General features: G+C 60.5%; 13 protein-coding genes and 1 tRNA gene. 5 read left to right on the top strand and 9 right to left on the bottom strand.

Going from position 1 to position 18,208, the window contains the following annotated elements; genetic code table 11:
• Positions 1-39: 39 nt before the first annotated feature.
• The 3 genes from selA to PFAS1_RS29655 all read left to right on the top strand — a co-directional run bounded on the left by selA (position 40) and on the right by PFAS1_RS29655 (position 3,467).
• Complete coding sequence (gene selA / locus PFAS1_RS26320) at positions 40-1,464, top strand: L-seryl-tRNA(Sec) selenium transferase (protein WP_076031127.1); 1,425 nt, start codon at positions 40-42, stop codon at positions 1,462-1,464.
• The gene (gene selB, locus PFAS1_RS26315; protein WP_076031126.1) at positions 1,461-3,368 is read left to right on the top strand and encodes a selenocysteine-specific translation elongation factor; all 1,908 of its coding nucleotides are present in this window, start codon (positions 1,461-1,463) and stop codon (positions 3,366-3,368) included. Before selA ends, selB begins: the two co-directional genes overlap by 4 nt.
• 6 nt (positions 3,369-3,374) lie before the next feature.
• A tRNA-Sec gene (locus tag PFAS1_RS29655) sits at positions 3,375-3,467 on the top strand.
• Between the two features lie 184 nt (positions 3,468-3,651).
• On the opposite strand, the gene phaC is transcribed toward PFAS1_RS29655, so the two are convergent.
• The 3 genes from phaC to phbB form a co-directional block, all read right to left on the bottom strand.
• Positions 3,652-5,355 carry a class I poly(R)-hydroxyalkanoic acid synthase gene (gene phaC, locus PFAS1_RS26310; RefSeq protein ID WP_076031125.1) on the bottom strand — a complete coding sequence of 568 codons (1,704 nt, stop codon included), beginning with the start codon at positions 5,353-5,355 and terminating at the stop codon, positions 3,652-3,654.
• Between the two features lie 98 nt (positions 5,356-5,453).
• Complete coding sequence (locus PFAS1_RS26305) at positions 5,454-6,632, bottom strand: acetyl-CoA C-acetyltransferase (RefSeq protein ID WP_076031124.1); 1,179 nt, start codon at positions 6,630-6,632, stop codon at positions 5,454-5,456.
• 57 nt (positions 6,633-6,689) lie between these two features.
• A complete protein-coding gene (phbB, locus tag PFAS1_RS26300) occupies positions 6,690-7,436 on the bottom strand; it encodes an acetoacetyl-CoA reductase (protein WP_076031123.1) in 747 nt (248 codons plus the stop codon).
• Positions 7,437-7,756: 320 nt separating this feature from the next.
• On the opposite strand from phbB, the gene PFAS1_RS26295 reads away from it, so the two are divergent.
• The gene (locus tag PFAS1_RS26295) at positions 7,757-8,794 is read left to right on the top strand and encodes an AraC family transcriptional regulator (RefSeq protein WP_076031122.1); all 1,038 of its coding nucleotides are present in this window, start codon (positions 7,757-7,759) and stop codon (positions 8,792-8,794) included.
• 24 nt (positions 8,795-8,818) lie between these two features.
• Here the strand turns inward: PFAS1_RS26295 and PFAS1_RS26290 are convergent, their stop codons facing one another.
• The gene (locus PFAS1_RS26290; RefSeq protein WP_076031121.1) at positions 8,819-11,356 is read right to left on the bottom strand and encodes a DUF3141 domain-containing protein; all 2,538 of its coding nucleotides are present in this window, start codon (positions 11,354-11,356) and stop codon (positions 8,819-8,821) included.
• Positions 11,357-11,611: 255 nt separating this feature from the next.
• Here PFAS1_RS26290 and phaP point away from each other — a divergent pair, with 255 nt between their 5' ends.
• Positions 11,612-12,181 (top strand): TIGR01841 family phasin, encoded by a 570-nt coding sequence (phaP, locus tag PFAS1_RS26285; protein ID WP_076031120.1) that lies wholly within the window; start codon positions 11,612-11,614, stop codon positions 12,179-12,181.
• Positions 12,182-12,216: 35 nt separating this feature from the next.
• Here phaP and phaR read toward each other — a convergent pair whose 3' ends face one another.
• The 5 genes from phaR to PFAS1_RS26260 all read right to left on the bottom strand — a co-directional run bounded on the left by phaR (position 12,217) and on the right by PFAS1_RS26260 (position 18,161).
• On the bottom strand, positions 12,217-12,765 hold the full coding sequence (gene phaR / locus PFAS1_RS26280) for a polyhydroxyalkanoate synthesis repressor PhaR (RefSeq protein WP_102614684.1): 549 nt from the start codon (positions 12,763-12,765) through the stop codon (positions 12,217-12,219).
• A 164-nt stretch (positions 12,766-12,929) separates the two neighbouring features.
• On the bottom strand, positions 12,930-14,198 hold the full coding sequence (locus tag PFAS1_RS26275; RefSeq protein ID WP_076031119.1) for an OprD family porin: 1,269 nt from the start codon (positions 14,196-14,198) through the stop codon (positions 12,930-12,932).
• Between the two features lie 129 nt (positions 14,199-14,327).
• On the bottom strand, positions 14,328-16,100 hold the full coding sequence (locus PFAS1_RS26270; RefSeq protein WP_076031118.1) for an acyl-CoA dehydrogenase C-terminal domain-containing protein: 1,773 nt from the start codon (positions 16,098-16,100) through the stop codon (positions 14,328-14,330).
• A gap of 64 nt (positions 16,101-16,164) precedes the next feature.
• Positions 16,165-17,835 carry a cation acetate symporter gene (locus PFAS1_RS26265; protein WP_074876608.1) on the bottom strand — a complete coding sequence of 557 codons (1,671 nt, stop codon included), beginning with the start codon at positions 17,833-17,835 and terminating at the stop codon, positions 16,165-16,167.
• Positions 17,835-18,161: a DUF485 domain-containing protein gene (locus PFAS1_RS26260; RefSeq protein ID WP_074876610.1), complete on the bottom strand. Its 327-nt coding sequence runs from the start codon at positions 18,159-18,161 to the stop codon at positions 17,835-17,837. Before PFAS1_RS26260 ends, PFAS1_RS26265 begins: the two co-directional genes overlap by 1 nt.
• Between the last annotated feature and the right edge of the window lie 47 nt (positions 18,162-18,208).

Raw genomic sequence — 18,208 nt, 5'->3', positions numbered from 1 at the left:
ACACTCAGGCGCGACGGTCAACGTTTGCGGGAGCGCCTGATGTCTTCCAGATCCGCCAGCTCAACCCTGCGGCTGCCTTCAATCGACAGCTTGCTGCGTCATCGCGCCTGTCAGCCATTGGCCGAGCGTTACGGGCGTGACGCCCTGCTGGCCAGCCTGCGGCAATTGCTCGATGACTTGCGTGAACCGGTGCTTTCAGGGCAACTCGACGCCATTGAAATCGCGCCTGAAGCGTTGGCGGGCAGGGCGGGTGAACGCTTGGCCTTTCAGCATCGCAGCAATGTGCGCCGGGTGTTCAACCTCACCGGCACGGTGCTGCACACCAATCTGGGGCGAGCGTTGTTGCCGGAGGAAGCCATCGAAGCGGTGCAAAGGGCGGCCCGCTATCCGCTTAACCTGGAATTCGATCTAAACAGCGGCCAGCGCGGCGACCGTGATGACCTGATCGAAGGCTTGATCCGCGAGCTGACCGGCGCCGAGGCGGTGACGGTGGTCAACAACAACGCCGCTGCGGTGTTGCTGGCGCTCAACAGTCTGGGCGCGCGCAAGGAAGGCATCATTTCCCGGGGCGAATTGATCGAAATCGGTGGCGCCTTCCGCATTCCCGACATCATGGCCAGGGCCGGGGTCAGGCTCCACGAAGTCGGCACCACCAATCGCACTCATGCCCGGGATTACGAGGCGGCCATTGGCCCACGTAGCGGTTTGCTGATGCGCGTCCATGCGAGCAACTACAACATCGAAGGCTTCACCGCGCGGGTGCCGACCGCCGAGTTGGCGCTACTCGCGCATCAACACGGTTTGCCATTGCTTGAAGACCTCGGCAGCGGCAGCCTGCTGGACCTGACGCGCTGGGGCTTGCCCGCCGAACCAACGGTGCGCCAGGCGCTGAGCGATGGCGCTGACATCGTCACCTTCAGTGGCGACAAACTATTGGGTGGCCCACAGGCCGGGTTGATTGTCGGCCGCAAAGACCTGATCGCGAAGATCAAGAAGAACCCACTCAAACGCGCCTTGCGGGTCGACAAACTGACCCTCGCTGCCCTCGAAGCGGTGTTGGGCTTGTACCGCGACCCTGAACGTCTGGCTGAGCGGCTGCCGAGTTTGCGCCTGTTGACCCGACCGCAGGCGGACATCCTCGCCCAGGCTGAGCGCCTGCAACCCTCGCTGGCTAAAATCCTGGGCGATGACTGGAGCGTCAGCGCAGTACTGGCGTTGGGGATGATCGGCAGCGGCAGCCAACCGGTGGCGCGATTGCCCAGTGCCGCGTTATGCCTGCGACCGCACGTCTCCAAACGTCTTCGTGGACGGCAGCTGCATGGCCTGGAAGCTGCCCTGCGAGCGTTGCCGATTCCGGTAATCGGGCGCATTGATGACGATGCGTTGTGGCTGGACCTGCGGCAACTGGACGATGAGCCAGCGTGGCTGGCGCAACTCGATCAGATTGCAGGCACCCTAGCGTGATCGTCGGCACCGCAGGGCACATCGACCACGGCAAGACGGCCTTGCTCCAGGCACTGACCGGCCTGCTCGGCGACCGGCGTCGGGAAGAGCGTGAACGCGGCATGACCATCGACCTCGGCTACCTCTACGCGGCACTGGAATCCCATGCGCCCTTGACCGGTTTTATCGACGTGCCCGGTCATGAGCGCTTCACCCACAACATGCTGGCGGGGGCCCAGGGCATTGATCTGGTGTTGCTGGTGGTCGCGGCCGACGATGGCGTCATGCCGCAGACTCGCGAACACCTGGCCATCGTTGAACTGCTGGGCATCCCTCGGGCGCTGGTGGCGATCAGCAAATGCGACCGGGTCGAACCGTCCAGAGTGCAAGCCGTTCGCGATCAGGTCCAGACGCTGTTGGCACCGGGGCCTTATGCCGACGCGCCGCAGATTGCGCTGTCGAGTGTGACCGGGGAGGGCGTCGAGACGTTGCGACAGGCCTTGCTCGCGGCGCAACGTGAAGTGCTTCAACGCAGCACCCTTGGCGGTTTTCACCTGGCGATCGATCGTGCCTTCAGCGTCGCCGGCGTCGGTATCGTGGTGACCGGCACTGCGTTGTCTGGCGTGGTGGCCGTGGGCGATACGCTGATGCTCGGCCCGCGGGGCAAACCCGTTCGCGTGCGCGGGCTGCATGCGCAGAATCGGGCGGCCGAGATCGCAATGGCCGGACAGCGCGTCGCGTTGAACCTGAGTGGCGAACGCTTGGCCCTGGAGCAGATCCATCGCGGTCAGTGGCTGTCGGCCGAGTGGCTGTACGCGCCGACCCAACGAGTGGATATCGACCTGCAATTGTTGGCCAGCGAACCCAAAGCCTTCGAGCACTTTCAGCCTGTGCATGTTCACGTGGGAACTCAGGATGTCACCGGCCGGGTGGCATTGCTGGAAGGCTCCCGCCTTTTGCCGAGTGAGCGGATGTTCGCGCAGCTGCTGTTGAACGCGCCGGTACAGGTCGTGAAGGGCGATCCATTGATCCTGCGGGACCAGAGCGCCCAACGCACCCTTGGCGGCGCGCGGGTGCTCGACCCGTTTGCACCGACCCGACAACGCCGCAGCCCCGAACGGTTGGCGCAGTTACATGCCCTCGCCACAGGCAATGCGTTGGAGGAGATCCTGCCGGCGTTATTGGCCAACAGCGACACCGGGTTCGACCCGCGGCGTCTGGAGCGTCAGTTCAACCGCCCCCGCAACACCTGGGTTTTGCCCGATGACGTGCGCCTGATCGACACCCGCCAAGGCCCGTTGCTGTTCAGTGCGGCCCGCTGGGACGCGCTGAAAGCGCCGTTGCTGGACCACCTCGCCCGTTTTCATCAACTGGAACCGGATCAAATGGGCCCGGACCGGGATCGCCTGCGGCGGTTCAGCGGCACAGCGCTGGAGCGTCCGACGTTCATCAGCCTGCTCGACGAGTTGCTCGCCAGCGGTGCCCTTGCCGCCAGCGGACCATGGCTGCATTTGCCTGACCATCAAGTGCGTTTAAGCGAAGCCGACGAAGCCCTGTGGCAGCACTTGCAACCGTTGTTCGAACAGGCTGGTTTTGCTCCGCCGTGGGTGCGCGACATTGGCCATGACGAGGCGGCCGTGCGTTTGCTGTTGTGCAAAATGGCGAGGTTGGGATTGCTGCATCAAGTCGTCCGTGACCTGTTCTACACCGACACGATGATCCGCCGTTTGGCGGCTATGCTTGTGCAACTGGCCGCGCAAAACCCGGTGATTCAGGTCTCGGCGTTTCGTGATGCCGTGGGCCTGGGTCGCAAGCGCAGCATCCAGATTCTCGAATACTTCGACCGGATCGGCCTGACGCGACGGTTTGGCGACAAGCGCCATCTGCGCCTCGACAATGCCCTGGCCCAACGCACCGATTACTGATTTCAAGGAAGGCAATCGCGCCCGGTGGCGCGGCCGGGCTTCAAACCCGGTTGGGGACGGCATCCGTTCCCGGGCAGGTTCGACTCCGGCTGCCTTCCGCCGTTTTCTGATTCACTTCAAATCGTCTTGAGTCAGCGAGAACCCGTGGCGAGGGAGCTCGCTCCCGCTGGGCTGCGTAGCGGCCCCAAAAATCTGATATCCATACCGATTTTTGTGAGCGCTGCGCACTCAAGCGGGACGGTGCGGCGTTCCGACAAGCTCCCTCGCCACAAGGCCGACACTGTCACTGCATCACATAACGCCCCGGCGCCGACTCGATTGCCGGGTATTGCGCGTTGCCGGTGTGCAGCACCGAGGGCTGGCGTTCGCCGGACTGTTCAGCCAGCCAGACGAACCAATCATTCCACCAGCTACCGGAATGTTGCTGGGCGTTCTTGAACCAGGTTTCCGGATTTTTGGTGACCCGGTTGTTGGTCCAGTAGTGGCGTTTTTCCTTGGCCGGCGGGTTGATCACCCCGGCGATATGCCCTGATGCGCCCAGCACAAAACGCTTGGTCCCGGAGAGCAACTCGGTGCTGGCGTAAGCGCTTCGCCACGGCACGATGTGATCGTCGTGGGTGGCGAGGATGTACGCCGGAGCATCAATGGCGCGCAGGTCCAGCTTGACCCCGCAACAGTCCAGCTCACCGGATTTCAGGTCGTTCTGCAGGTAGGTGTGGCGCAAATACCAACAGTACATCGGGCCCGGCAGGTTGGTGCTGTCGTTGTTCCAGAACAGCAGGTCGAGGGGGATCGGTTTCTGGCCCTTGAGGTATTTGTCGACGTTGTAGTTCCACCACAAGTCGTTGGGCCGCAGCAGCGAGAAGGTATTGCCCATGTCCTCGCCCTTGAACAGGCCGATGGGCCCATCCTGGCCGCCGATGGTGCGCTCGCGGTAGGCCACCAATTGTTCGTCGACAAAAATGTCGATAGGACCGGTATCGAGGTAGTCAAGGAAGGTGGTCAACAGGCTCACGCTGCCAATCTCGCGGTCGCCGCGCGCCGCCAGGACCGCCAGCGCCGAACTCAACAAGGTGCCGCCAATGCAGAAGCCGACACAATTGGGCCGTTGCTCGCCGCTGATCTCGCGGGTCACTTGCAGGCCTTTGATGATGCCGGTTTCGATCAGGTCATCCCAAGTGGTGGCGGCGTGCTCCTGGTCGAAGTTGCGCCACGACATCAGAAACACCGGATGCCCTTGTTTCAACAGATGGGCAACCATCGAGTTGTCCGGGCGCAAGTCGAGAATGTAGTACTTGTTGATGGACGGCGGCACGACAAACACCGGGCGCCGGTATTGGGTTTCGCTTTGCGGGTAATACTGAATCAGCTGGAACAGTTCGTTCTCGAACACCACTTCACCAGGGGTGTTGGCGAGATCGACACCGACTTTGAATGCACCGGCGTCGCACTGGCGCATCTTGCCTTCTTGCAGGTCGCTGGCCAGGTGCAACAGGCCGGTGAGGAGGCTGCTGCCCTGGGTATCGACGACACGTTGCAACGCATCCGGATTACTCGCCAGGAAATTGCTCGGCGCGCCGGCGGCGATGGCTTGTTCCACCAGATAGAGCAGGCGCTGGCGCGGTTTTTTGTCCGGGATCGCCAACTTGTCCAGCAGCTTGAGCAGGAACCCGGCGTTGAGCAGATAAAACGCAGCGAGCGAGCCGAACAGGGGCTGGCTCCAGTTGCCGCTGGCAAAACGCCGATCCTCGAAGCTGAATGGCTGACCGGTCAGCAGTTGCTGGCCGAGTGCGCCCCATTGCTGTTGGTAGTCCGATTGAAGGCTGTCCAGGGTGCTGCGCGGCAGGTCAAACCACGCGTTGTAGTCCTGGCCGGTAAACCACGGATTGGTGCTGACCCAGAGACGTAGCTGTTGCACTGCAAAGGAGGCAATGAACGGAACCTGGCCTGACCAGAAGGTGTTGAAGGTATGCGCGTTGTTGTCCATGGAACTCCTTGCCCACATCAGTAAACCGGGCAGAAAAAAACCGCGGCGCCGGACTTCGGCGCCGCGTCAGCAGTCAAGCAAGCAGTCCTGTGTTTCTTCTAGCGCTCGATGACCAGGCTGACACCCTGGCCGCCACCGATGCACAACGTAGCCAAGCCTTTTTTTCCGTCGCGACGAATCAGTTCGTGCAACAGCGACACCAGGATTCGCGCGCCTGATGCGCCGATCGGATGACCCAGGGCAATCGCGCCACCGTTGACGTTGACCTTGCTGGTGTCCCAACCCAGTTCCTTGCCAACGGCCAGTGATTGCGCGGCGAACGCTTCATTGGCTTCGATCAGGTCGAGGTCGTCCAGGCTCCAGCCGGCTTTGGTCAATGCCAAGCGGGTGGCCGGGACCGGGCCGATGCCCATGATCGAGGGGTCCACGCCAGCGCTCGCGTAAGCCTTGATCCGCGCCAGTACCGGCAAGCCGAGGGCCAGGGCCTTGGCGGAGCTGGCCAGCAACAGCACGGCGGCGCCGTCGTTGAGGGTCGACGAGTTGCCGGCGGTCACGCTGCCGGTTTTCTGGAACGCGGGTTTGAGGTTGCCCAGCGCTTGCAGGGTGCTGCCCGGACGCGGCTGTTCATCGGTGTCGAAGACCAGCGGCTCACCCTTGCGCTGAGGGATCAGGATCGGGGTGATTTCACGCTTGAAGTAGCCTGCTTCGATGGCAGCAGCGGCTTTCTGTTGCGAGGCCGCGGCGAAAGCGTCCTGGTCTTCGCGACTCAGTTCGTATTTTTGCGCCAGGTTCTCGGCGGTGATGCCCATGTGGTAGTCGTTGAAGGCGTCCCACAAACCGTCCTGAATCACGCTGTCTTGCAGTTGCGCATGACCCAGGCGCAAACCGGTACGGGCCTTGGGCAGAACATAAGGCGCCAGGCTCATGTTTTCCTGACCGCCGGCAATGATGAGTTCGGCGTCGCCACAACGGATGGCCTGGACCGCCAATTGGACCGCCTTGAGGCCCGAGCCGCAGACCTTGTTCAGGGTCAGGGCAGGGGTGGTGTGGGGCAGGCCGGCCTTGATCGCCGTCTGGCGTGCCGGGTTTTGCCCCGAGCCTGCGGTGAGTACCTGGCCGAGGATCACTTCATCGATCTGCGAGCCGTCCAGACCGGTCTCTTCCAGCAAACGGCGAATGACCGCCGCGCCCAGCTCGGTGGCTGGAATCGCGGACAAGGCACCTTGAAAACTGCCAATGGCGGTACGAGTAGCGGCAACGATTACGACTTCGTTCATGCGTGACCTCATTAAGATGTTGTCGAGCGAAAGCAGGGCGTCCATGCCCTGACAGGTCTATTGCATGTTCATGCCGCCGTTGACCGAGAAGTCGGCCCCGGTGCTGTAGGCCGATTCATCGGAAGCCAGCCAGGCCACGATGGAGGCGATTTCTTCTGGTTGGCCGAGACGCCCGACCGGTGTGGCCGCGATCATGGTGTCGAGAATGTCCTGGCGAATGGCCGCGGTCATGCTGGTCTGGATGTAGCCTGGGGAAACGGTATTGACGGTCACGCCCTTGCCGGATACTTCCCGCGCCAGGGCCATGGTGAAACCATGGATGCCGGCCTTGGCCGCGCTGTAGTTGGTCTGACCGAACTGGCCGCGCTGACCGTTGATCGAGGAGATGTTGATGACCCGGCCCCAGCCCTTGGTCAGCATCCCTTCAATCACCTGTTTGGTGGTGTTGAACAGGCCGCTGAGGTTGGTGCCGATGACCGCGTTCCAGTCTTCGGGCGTCAGCTTGCGAAAGGACGCATCACGCGTGATCCCGGCGTTGTTGACCAATACATCGATCGGGCCGAATTGCTCACGTGCCATTTCGAACGCTTTGCGCGTTGATTCCCAATCGGTGATGTCGCCATAGATGCATTCGAATTGATAACCCGCCTCCTGTTGGCTCGCCATCCATTCTTTCTTGCGGGCGGAATCGGAGCTGCAGCCCACGATGACCTTGAATCCTTCCTTGTACAGGCGCTGGCTAATCGCAGTGCCAATCCCACCCATACCACCCGTGACCAACGCAATACGACCAAGCGACTTCATATGCACTCTTCCTTTTTGTATTTTGCGCTGCAAGATGGGGGATTGTTCGGTATTGGCGGGGTGTGCGGAAGTGTTGAGAGGTGACGGTCTGGTGTCCAACGGTGCCATGCACGAAGCGCAACGGAACTTTCTGTCGTCGTCTCGACGCTCATCGGCCACTGCTACAAGGCGACGACCGGCCTGAAATACTGGCTAAAAACGAGGAGTACCTATACTGGGATCAATATTGGCAACGAAACAACCCGTTAGAGTTTTGATTCATCGCAGATCAGTTATGGCTCCGGACAGGATGTTCGGTTCCACAGGTCATTGAGGACGCCATGTATAGAATGAGTTCAGGCTATGCCAGCGTGTTGGTAAATACGCTCTTGGCTCAAGGACTGGATGTTGCCAGTCTGTGCCAGGAGGCTGAACTAGACATGAAGCTTGCGAACAAGCCAGGAGCGTTTTGCGAGCGAAGGGCAATCTATCGACTATGGGATCTGGCCGCCCAGGCCTCGGGTGATCCAGACATCGGCTTGAAGGCCTATGGAAGTTTCCACCCCGGCAGCTTTCAGATCGTCGGCTACACCATGATGTCCAGCCTGAATCTGAAAAAAGCCCTTGAACGACTGGTCCGTTTCAGTCCGTTGATCGGTACCGGCTTCAGCCTTTTCTTTACATCGGAACAGCAGAGCTACCGGCTTTCCGGCTTCGATCATCAACAAAAAGGTTCGGTCAAACCTCGCCAATACACCGATGCAGCGCTGGCTTCATTGCTGGGCTTCTGTCGTAAGCTGGCGGGCGGCAACGCCCCGCAACCCTTGAGCGTGGGATTCACCTATCCCGAACCTGAAGACACCACCGAGCATCGTCGGCTGTTTGGCTGCGACCTGCATTTCGACGCGCCTTTCGACAGCATTTTGTTTGACGGTCAGGAACTGATGCGTCCGTTGAGCATGGCCAATGAAACATTGGCGGTGCTGCATGACAGTTTTGCCGAGGCTCAACTGGACCTGCTGTTTGGTTTTTGCATTGTCAGCAGGATTCGCGCGTTGATTACCGAGCGCTTGAGCCAGGGCCAGGGGCAATGCGACATGGAGTCGATCGCGGCGGCATTGAACATCAGCAAGCGGACGCTGCAACGTGCACTGGAAAAGGAAGGGACGCAATTCAAGGATGTGCAGAACGCGGTGCGCCGGCAATTGGCCGATTTCTACCTGCGCCATTCTCACTTCAACATGAAGCATGTCGCGTATCTCCTTGGTTTTCATGATCACAGCAGTTTCAACAAAGCCTGTAGCCGCTGGTTTGGCATGACGCCCGGTCAGTATCGGGCCGATGAATCGTTTGAAATCAAGGAAGCCGCGTCGGTCTGACGCGGTCCTCCTCGGTGTTCAACGTTATTTCACCGGAGGTTTTTTCACGCCTTTCTTGCCCTTGGCAGGTTTGCGCACTGGACTCGCAACCTTGGCGATGGGGTCTGGGGTCACTGCGGGTATTTTTCGCTTGATTGGCTCGGGGATGACGACCGGGGTTTTCTGTTTGATTGGCTCGGGGATGACGACCGGGGTTTTCTGTTTGATTGGCTCCGGGGTTACCGCTGGGGCTTTCTGCTTGATCGGCTCAGGGGTAACCACCGGCACGTTCTCTACGCTGGCATCGGCTTCACCCGGTGGTTGGGTCAGGCTGAAACCTGGCATTGGCACCTCGAGCAGGGTGTGCAGCTCACGCCAGAAGAGGTTGTCTGCGCCGCTGGTCAGCAGTTCCGGCAGCAAGTTGGCGACGGCCGCGAGTACTTGCTGGCGTTCTTCGACCTCGGCAAGCATCAAGGGCAGGCTGTGCAGGCTTTCTTGCGGATGGGTGGCGACCAGCAGTTTTTGCAGGCGCAGGGTTTCGCGCAAATCAAGCGGCTCGGCACTGTAGTCCTGAAGCAGCACTTGCAGTTGCAGGATCAATTTTTCGACACTTTCCTTGCCCGGCTCGTCGCTGTCGCGGCCCAGCAGGAACAGGATCCGTATCAAGGCTTCCATCAGGCCGCCGAGGGGCAGGGCATCCTGCAAACGCTCGATCAACACCTTGTCGTGCTGCTCGGCATGTTCCTGCAGATTTCGCCCCGGTGCATTGCCGGTGAGGCTGTTGAGTACGCCATACACGCCGTAGAAACACATTTCCTGAGCCGCATCACGCAGGTCGCGATAACCGTTCAAGGCGTCCTGCACCTGATTGGAAAACAGTTCCTGCCAGACCAGCAACGGGTTGTTCTGGCTGGCGGGGTGACGATCCTTGCTCACTTGGGCGGCGCTGCCTGCCAGCCACCAGAGCGCCGGGTTCAAACTGCTCCAGGCCACTTGTTGCTGATGGAAAGGATGCGCCCGGCGCAGCATTTCGGCGCTTGGTTCGTTGATCAGCTGGCGCAACCACGGACGTATGCATTCGTCGTAAACGCTGTTGTTGATGGCGGACGCGCGCTGCACCAGGGCGAATTCGCGATCATCATCACGGGGCGGCTTCACTTCGCCATGGATGTCTGCGATACGCCGGCGCTCGAAACGCACGGCATATGGCGTCGCCGAATGCTCCGGCAGGTCGTCGATCAGCATTTCATACAGCCCGGCTGACAGTGCATTGATCGCGTCGACCGCACCGAGCAATTCACGGTGTTCACGCCGCGCCACGTCACCGGACACGAAGATGCCCAGGTGACCGATGCTCGCGTGTCGCAGGTAAACGATGGTGCGTCCGGCATTTTGCAACGCGAGATCGCTGGGGTAGACGTCGGTGATCCAGTCCAGTGCCTGCTGCGGGGAGGTGATGTTGTCACCATACGAACAGAACACCACCACCGGCACTTCAATCAGTTTGAGATCAAGCCCGCTGCTCTTGCGGCCCAGTCCACCGGACAGCTGATTGCCGATGAACAGGTCGTCGACAATCATCTCGATCTCTTCACCATTGAGCAGGGTCGGGCTGCCCCACCAGCGTTCGAAGTCCAGAAAGCGTGCGGCCTCGCTGTCGACTTCGCTGAGCAGGTGGTAGTACTTGCCCCAAAAGGTGTTGGCCGGGTCCAGGTTTTCGAAATTGCTGACTAGCCAGGTGCCGTCGAAACGGTCATTGCCGAGGTCGCTACCGAGCCGCGCCATCCAGCCACCGCCCAGCAAACCGCCGGTGTAGCGCATCGGATTGCGGCCATTGACGCCGGCCCAGTATGACAACGGCGCACCGTTGACGATGATCAGCCCCGGCAGCTCCGGCCGGGTGGCCGCGAGGCCCATTAACGCCCAGCCCGCCTGGCAATTACCAATGACGACTGGTTTGGCGCTGTCTGGATGCCGGGCGCTGACGACTTCGATGAACCGCGCTTGGGCGTCGGTGATATCAGCAAGGGTTTGCCCTGGGCGCGGCGAGTGACTGAAGGAGATGAAGTAGGTGGGGTGGCCGGCTCTCAGGCTTTCGCCGATCACCGAATCCTGTTTGAAACCGCCGATGCCCGAGCCGTGACCGCCGCGGGGATCGATGATGATCACCGGCTGTTTCTTGCTGTCGATCTGTTGTCCAGGACCGCCGAGGATTTGCAACAACGAATAGTTGACCGGGCGGGGCAGGTCTTCACCGGCGACCAGCGTTTCATGATTGAACTTGAGCAGCAGCGGATACCCGGCGCGCTCGTGGGCCAGGGTGTTGTCGCCGCGCTGACGCAAGGTGTCCCAGAACAACACGCTGCGTTGGCCGAGGTCCGTGAAGTATTCCTGCCAGTCAGCAGGCGTTGGCTGTCGGAGTTGCCCAAGCCTTAAAGGCGCGAAGGTTTTTGCCTGGCGCTTCTGCACGGCGTCGAGGACGTTACGGGTATTGAGGCGTTGCAGATGATTCAGGTGTTCGAACAAGCCGGCGGGCTCGGAGAACTCTTCATCTTGCAGCGCAATATTTAATTCCTGACCCATCGTGATCTCCTGACGCTGTGCATGGGAACCGGCCCATCAGACCCCTCAAGTTAAAGAGGGCTAGCCTGGCCGTTCGATGAGCAGGAGTTTACAGCGTATGTAGAGGGCATTAGCAAAGTTTATTTTGCACCGCACAAAAATACACATTGCCAAATAGTTTTGTGCACTGCAATATCAAGGCTAACGCGATGACTGGCCGGATCGCTATCGCGTCCTCAGGCTCATCAGGGCCTTCCAGTACCAGGAGATTCAAGCATGTCTTTTTTCAATTCGGAAAAACTGCAAACCGCTCAGAAAGCCAACCTCGACCTTTTGCAGCAAATCAGCGGCAAAGTCTTCGCCAGCGTTGAACAGCTCAGCCAGTTGCAGTTCAAGGCACTGCGCGACTCCACCGAAGAGCACTTCGAAGGCGTTCGCAAGCTGTTGGCCGTCCGTGATCCACAAGGTTTCGCCGAGCTGCAGGCTTCTTCCACCCAGCCGAGTGCGCAGACCGAACGTCTGGCCGAGTTCAACCGTCAGGTTCAAGCGCTGATCGTCGGTACTCAGTCGGACATCGCCAAATTGACCTCGAGCCAGGTCGAAGCGGGCACCCAACAGGTGCAAGAGTTCGTTGAAACCATCAGCAAGAATGCACCTGCCGGCTCCGAGCCTGTTGTGGCCGCGTTCAAGTCGAGCCTGGCGAACGCCGGTACTGTGTTCGAAAGCGCACAGAAAGCCGTAAAACAGGCTGCCGATGTGGCTCAGACCAGTTTCGACGCAGCGACTGCCACGGCCACCAAAGCTGCTTCGGAAGCAAGTGCCAAGGCTACCAGCGGTAACAAGTAAGTCACATTAGATAAGCAGCACCAATGGCGATGGGATTATTCCCCATCGCCATTTTTTTTCGTTCCGCCATCGGCTCCGGGCTTGCCGCCGAACATGCCGAACAGGTTCTGGGTGTTCAGGTACAGCGCCTTTGACTGATCGACATATTGGCGCATCAGGTCCTGCATCACCGGCGCCTGCTGGTGCATGAAGTCGCTCCAGGCCTCGGACGACTGTGCGCCGGTCTGGGACTGGATGTCGATCACGGTTTGAATGCTCTTGTCCAGATAGCTGCCGAGTACGCCCTGGTAAGGGCCGTAGAACTGGATAATCCCCATCAGCATTTCGGTAGTGAAGATTGGCTCACCGCCGCTTTCAGCTTCCAGGATCACTTGCAGCAGGATACTGCGGGTCAGGTCCTCGCCGCTCTTGGCATCGACCACCTGAAAGGCAACTTTGTCGACCACCAACTGGCGTATGTCCGCCAGCGTCAAATGACTGCTGGTGTGGGTGTCATACAGTCGGCGATTGGGGTACTTCTTGATCAGGCGGGGGGTGGTATCAGTCATGCGGGGCGTCTCGCGGCGGGCCTGGTTTGCCGGCATCTTAACCTACTCTGGCCCCTGCCGCGGATTAGCGGGTACCGATCGTTCCCACGCTCCGCGTGGGAATGCATCAATGGACGCTCTGCGTCCGCTGTTGGGACGCGGAGCGTCCCGGGCTGCATTCCCACGCAGAGCGTGGGAACGATCAGGGGAGGAGGGCTTGCTTACCAGATTGGCAAGGTGTAGCTGACGATCAACCGGTTTTCATCCAGGTCGCTGCCGAAGTTGGTCGAGCGAACTGTCGCGTTACGCCACTTCACGCCGACATTCTTCAATGGCCCGCTTTGCACGACATAGCCAATGTCGGTATCACGTTCCCATTCCTTGCCTTCCGGGCGGTTGCCGCCCAGATCGATGTTGTCGCCGGTGAGGTAGCGGGTCATGAAGGTCAGGCCCGGAATGCCGATGGCCGCAAAGTTGTAGTCGTAGCGCGCCTGCCAGGACTGTTCGTCCTTGCTGGCGAAGTCGCCGATCTGCACGAAGTTCACCAGGAAGGCGTCGGTGCCGTTGACGTAGGCGTAGCCGGTGTCGCCGCTCATGCCTTGATAACCCAGGCCCACCGCATGCCCGCCGAGGTTGTAGGTGAACATCGCGCCGATGGCGTTGTTATCGACATTGCTGCCGCCATCGTCCGTGGAGCGGGCGAAGCGCAGATCCGTCTTCAGCGACTGGCCGGTGGTGACTGGCAAGACGTAGGTCAGGTTGACCAGGTGCTGGCTGTAGAAGTTGTCGAGGTGGCCATAGCTGTAGCCGGTGGCGAGGTTGCTGGTCCATTTGTAGTTCAGGCTGGCGAAATCGAAGCTGTCGCTGTCGAGATGTCGCGTGGTGATGCCCTTGGCGCCGGTGCGGGTGATGCCCATGTCCTCGTAGTCCGAGGAGTCGCGCTGATTGACCTGGGTCAGTCGCCCGGCATCCACGGTCAGGCCTTCGAGTTCCAGCGACGTCAACTGACCGCCCTTGAAGGTTTGTGGCAACAGCCGTGAATCGTTGGCCAGTACCGTCGGCAGTTTCGGCAGCAGCGTGCCCAGTTTAAGCGTGCTTTTTGAGGCGCGCACTTTGGCGGTCAGGCCCAGTTCGCCGTACTCGTCCTGCGCCCCTTTACTCGTGTCACGGTGACGTTTGAGCAGGCCGGAGCCTGCGCGATCAGGGCTGGAATCGAGCTTGACGCCGAGCAGGCCGATGGCATCGAAGCCGACACCGATCAACCCGTCGGTGTATCCCGATTCGTAGCGCAGCAGGAACCCCTGGGCCCATTCCTCTTGTTTGGATTGGGCGGCGTTGTCCTGGCGATAGTCACGGTTGAAATAGAAGTTGCGCAGCTCAAGGCTGGCCTTGCTGTCTTTGACAAAGTCAGCGGCGGCGGGGGCCGAGAGGCTGATGACGCCGCCGGCCAGCAACAGTCGGGTAGCGAGGGTGCGGGTGTTGCGGTCCATGGTGAAGCCCCTTTGTTTTTATTATGGAAAGACAGGTCCCGCGGCCCTCGCCAGGTGGGCGAGGGCTTATCGATAAAAAAACGCGAACGCCAAAAAGAGAGGAGCGTGGCGCCGCGTGCGGTTCAATCGTTAGAACTGTTCGGCGCTCAGGCCAAACAACGAGGCACTGCCCGCGCGGATGGATTGCTCCAGGCTCAAAATGCGCGGTAGCAGGCGGTGGATATAGAAGTCGGCGGTGGCGATTTTCGCGCCATAAAACCCTTGGTCTTCGGGCAGCTTTTGCTTGGCAACCTGTGCCATGCGTGCCCAAAGCCAGGCGTAGGCGACGTAACCGAACAGGTGCAAATACTCCACCGACGCGGCGCCGACTTCGTTGCGATTGGTCGCGGCCCGATCCTGCAGCCAGTCACTCAGGTCTTCCAGACGCTGCACGGCATCGAACAGTTGAGCGCAGTAGGGCGCATCAGGCTGATGGGCGAAATGACGGATCTCAGCGGTGAACTGGCGCAGCGCACAGCCCTTATCGGCGAGCACTTTGCGTCCAAGCAAGTCCAGGGCCTGAATGCCGTTGGTGCCTTCGTAGATCTGCGCGATGCGCACGTCGCGGACCAATTGTTCCTGGCCCCATTCGCGGATGTAGCCATGACCGCCGAACACCTGCTGGCCGTTGATGCAGCTTTCCAGGCCAGTGTCGGTGAAGAACGCCTTGGCCACCGGCGTCAGCAGCGCAACCAGGTTTTGCGCGTTGTCTCGTTCCTGGTCGTCATCGGAAAACTTCGCCAGATCGAGTTGCTGGCCGACATAGCTGGCGAACGCACGGCCGCCCTCGGTCATGGCTTTCATGCTCAGCAGCATGCGGCGCACGTCGGGGTGGACGATGATCGGGTCAGCCACTTTGTCCGGAGCAATGGCACCGGTCGGCGCGCGACTCTGAACCCGCTCACGGGCATAGGCGACGGCGCTCTGATAGGACGCTTCGGCGCAGCCAATGCCCTGAATGCCAATGGACAGGCGTTCGTAATTCATCATGGTGAACATCGCTGCCAAACCTTTGTTGGCCTCGCCGACCAGCCAGCCGCTGGCGCCGTCGAAGTTCATCACGCAGGTGGCCGAGGCCTTGATGCCCATCTTGTGTTCGATTGAACCGCAACTCACAGCGTTGGCAGCGCCGAGGGAACCGTCGGCATTGACCAGCACTTTGGGCACGACGAACAGCGAGATGCCTTTCGGCCCCGCGGGTGCGTCCGGCAGTTTGGCCAGCACCAGATGGACAATGTTTTCGGTCAGGTCCTGATCGCCACCGGTGATGAAGATCTTGCTGCCGGTAATGCTGAAGCTGCCGTCGGCCTGAGGTTCGGCACGGGTGCGGATAATTCCCAGATCAGTGCCGGCGTGGGCTTCGGTCAGGCACATGGAACCGGCCCAGCGGCCTTCGTACATCGGCGGCAGGTAAAGATTTTTCAGGGTGTCGCTGGCGTGAGCATCCAGCGCCAGGCAGGCACCGGAACTCAACGCCGAATACAGCGCGAAGCTGGAGTTGGCGCCGTAGAGCATTTCTTCGAACTGCACGGCGAGCATCTTCGGCATGCCCATGCCGCCAAAATCGGCGTTACCGGAAAGCCCCACCCAGCCGCCTTCGATGTAGGTGGCATAAGCCTGTTTGAAACCGATTGGCGTGCTGACCTGGCCATCGACCCACTGGGCGCCTTCCTCGTCGCCGCTGCGATTCAATGGCGCAATCAGGTGCGAGGTGACTTTGGCCGCCTCCTCAAGAATGGCGTCAGCGGTGGCGGCGTCGACACTGTCGGCCAGGGCCGGCAAGCGTGCCCACAGGGCCGGGGCGTCGAACACTTCATGCAAGACAAAGCGCATGTCGCGCAGCGGGGCGTTGAATTCGGGCATAACGTGAACCTCAAAAGGTTGTGCGATGGGCACGGCGCCGCTAGAGCAGGCCGTGCCCTTTCAATCAATGAGCGGAAGCGCTGGCGGCACCGAGGCCGGTCTGGGCGCGAACGAACTGGTCGGCGTAAGCGTCACGCTCCTTGTCGGCCCGCACGCTTTGGTCGAGTTTCGACACCACGACGATCACGAAGAACGCCAGCGGCATGGAGAACAGCGCCGGGTGGTCGTACGGGAAGATCGCGTGAGCATGGCCGAGCACGGTGACCCAGACCGCTGGCGAGAGGATCACCAGCACCAGCGCGCAGATCAGGCCGGCGAAACCGCCGATGATTGCGCCTTTGGTGGTCAGGCCTTTCCAGTACATGGCCATGATCAGCACCGGGAAGTTGGTCGATGCGGCGATACCGAAGGTCAGGCCCACCAGGAACGCGACGTTCATCTTCTCGAACAGAATGCCCAGCAGAATCGCGATGATGCCCAGGCCGACAGTGGCCATGCGGGTCACGCGCATTTCCTGTTTCTGGCTGGCTTTGCCTTTCTTGAACACCGTGGCGTAGAGATCGTGGGAAATCGCCGAAGCACCGGCCAGGGCCAGCCCGGAGACCACCGCCAGAATGGTGGCGAAGGCTACGGCCGAGAGGAAACCGAAGAACAGGTTGCCACCGACCGCTTTGGCCAGGTGCATCGCAACCATGTTGCCGCCGCCAATCAAGGCGCCGCCGACTTCACCATTAACGTAGTACTGCGGGTCAGTGCCGATGATCACCATCGCGGCAAAGCCCAGGGTGCAGACAACGAGGAAGAAGAAACCGATGAAGCCCGTGGCGTAGAACACCGACTTACGCGCTTCCTTGGCGTTAGGCACGGTGAAGAAGCGCATCAGGATGTGCGGCAGACCGGCAATCCCGAACACCAGGCCCAGCGACATCGAAGCGGTGTTGATCGGATCGGCGAGCATTGAGCCGGGGCCCATGATGTTCCAGCCGCTGGCATGGGCTTCGACGGCTTTGCTGGCCAGGGTCTCGTAGCTGAAGCCGAATTGCGACATGGCCATCAACGCCAGGGTCGTACCGCCGGCAAGCAGCAACACAGCCTTGATGATCTGTACCCACGTGGTGGCGATCATGCCGCCGAAAATGACATACACCAACATCAGCGCGCCGACGATCACCACCGCAACCGGGTAGTCGAGGCCGAACAGCAATTTGATCAACTGCCCCGCACCGACCATCTGCACGATCAGGTAGCAGCACACCACCGTCAGCGAACCAAACGCGGCGAAGATCCGCACTTTGTTCTGGTCCAGTCGATAGGACACGATGTCGGCAAAGGTGTAACGCCCCAGGTTGCGCAAGCGCTCGGCCATCAGGAAGGTGATGATCGGCCAGCCGACGAAGAAACCGATGGTATAGATGAAGCCGTCGTAGCCCTTGGCAAATACCAGGCTGGACAGCCCCAGCAGCGTGGCCGCAGACATGTAGTCGCCCGCAATCGCCAGACCGTTCTGGAACCCGGTGATGCCACCGCCCGCGGTGTAGAAGTCGGACGTTGATTTGGTTTGCCGCGCGGCCCACCAGGTGATGGCCAGGGTGCCCAGCACGAAGACGAAGAACATGCCGATCGCATGCAGGTTGAGTGGTTGTTTTTCCACCGCACCCAGCGCGGGTGCAGCCAGCACGACGGAGGCCGGCAACAGCCCGGCAGCGGCGAGGAGAAGTTTACGTAGCAGGTTCATTACTTGCTCTCCTCGAGAATGGCCGCGCCCAGTGCGTCGAAGCGGGTGTTGGCGCTGTAGACGTACCAACCGGTCAGTAGCCAGGAAAAAATGATGATCGCCGCGCCAACCGGCATGCCCAGGGTCAACATCCGATGTTCGGCGAGCGGTGCATGCAGCCACTGCGGGGCAAACGCCACCACCAGCATGAACGCATAGTAAATGCCCAGCACCGCAGCACTCAGCGACCAGGCCAGGCGCGAACGGCTGTTCACCAATTGAAGGAATTTCGGGTTGGACCGAATGCGTTCACAGCGTTGGGTATCGGTTGAATGGATGTCGATCATGGGTGGCTCCACATTGTTTTTGTTATCAGTGTGTAAGGGGGCAGGGC

Source organism: Pseudomonas frederiksbergensis (assembly GCF_001952935.1).
GTDB lineage: Bacteria > Pseudomonadota > Gammaproteobacteria > Pseudomonadales > Pseudomonadaceae > Aquipseudomonas > Aquipseudomonas frederiksbergensis.
Note: the sequence above shows the minus strand (reverse complement) of the source record. Positions and strands in the feature narration are given on the sequence as shown.

Coding starts and splice junctions, on each gene's coding strand:
- PFAS1_RS26305 (WP_076031124.1), bottom strand. CDS start 6,632: ATGAACGAAGTCGTAATCGTTGCCGCTACTCGTACCGCCATTGGCAGT.
- PFAS1_RS26260 (WP_074876610.1), bottom strand. CDS start 18,161: ATGATCGACATCCATTCAACCGATACCCAACGCTGTGAACGCATTCGG.
- selA (WP_076031127.1), top strand. CDS start 40: ATGTCTTCCAGATCCGCCAGCTCAACCCTGCGGCTGCCTTCAATCGAC.
- phbB (WP_076031123.1), bottom strand. CDS start 7,436: ATGAAGTCGCTTGGTCGTATTGCGTTGGTCACGGGTGGTATGGGTGGG.
- PFAS1_RS26290 (WP_076031121.1), bottom strand. CDS start 11,356: ATGGGTCAGGAATTAAATATTGCGCTGCAAGATGAAGAGTTCTCCGAG.
- PFAS1_RS26295 (WP_076031122.1), top strand. CDS start 7,757: ATGTATAGAATGAGTTCAGGCTATGCCAGCGTGTTGGTAAATACGCTC.
- PFAS1_RS26270 (WP_076031118.1), bottom strand. CDS start 16,100: ATGCCCGAATTCAACGCCCCGCTGCGCGACATGCGCTTTGTCTTGCAT.
- phaC (WP_076031125.1), bottom strand. CDS start 5,355: ATGGACAACAACGCGCATACCTTCAACACCTTCTGGTCAGGCCAGGTT.
- phaP (WP_076031120.1), top strand. CDS start 11,612: ATGTCTTTTTTCAATTCGGAAAAACTGCAAACCGCTCAGAAAGCCAAC.
- PFAS1_RS26275 (WP_076031119.1), bottom strand. CDS start 14,198: ATGGACCGCAACACCCGCACCCTCGCTACCCGACTGTTGCTGGCCGGC.
- phaR (WP_102614684.1), bottom strand. CDS start 12,765: ATGCCGGCAAACCAGGCCCGCCGCGAGACGCCCCGCATGACTGATACC.
- PFAS1_RS26265 (WP_074876608.1), bottom strand. CDS start 17,835: ATGAACCTGCTACGTAAACTTCTCCTCGCCGCTGCCGGGCTGTTGCCG.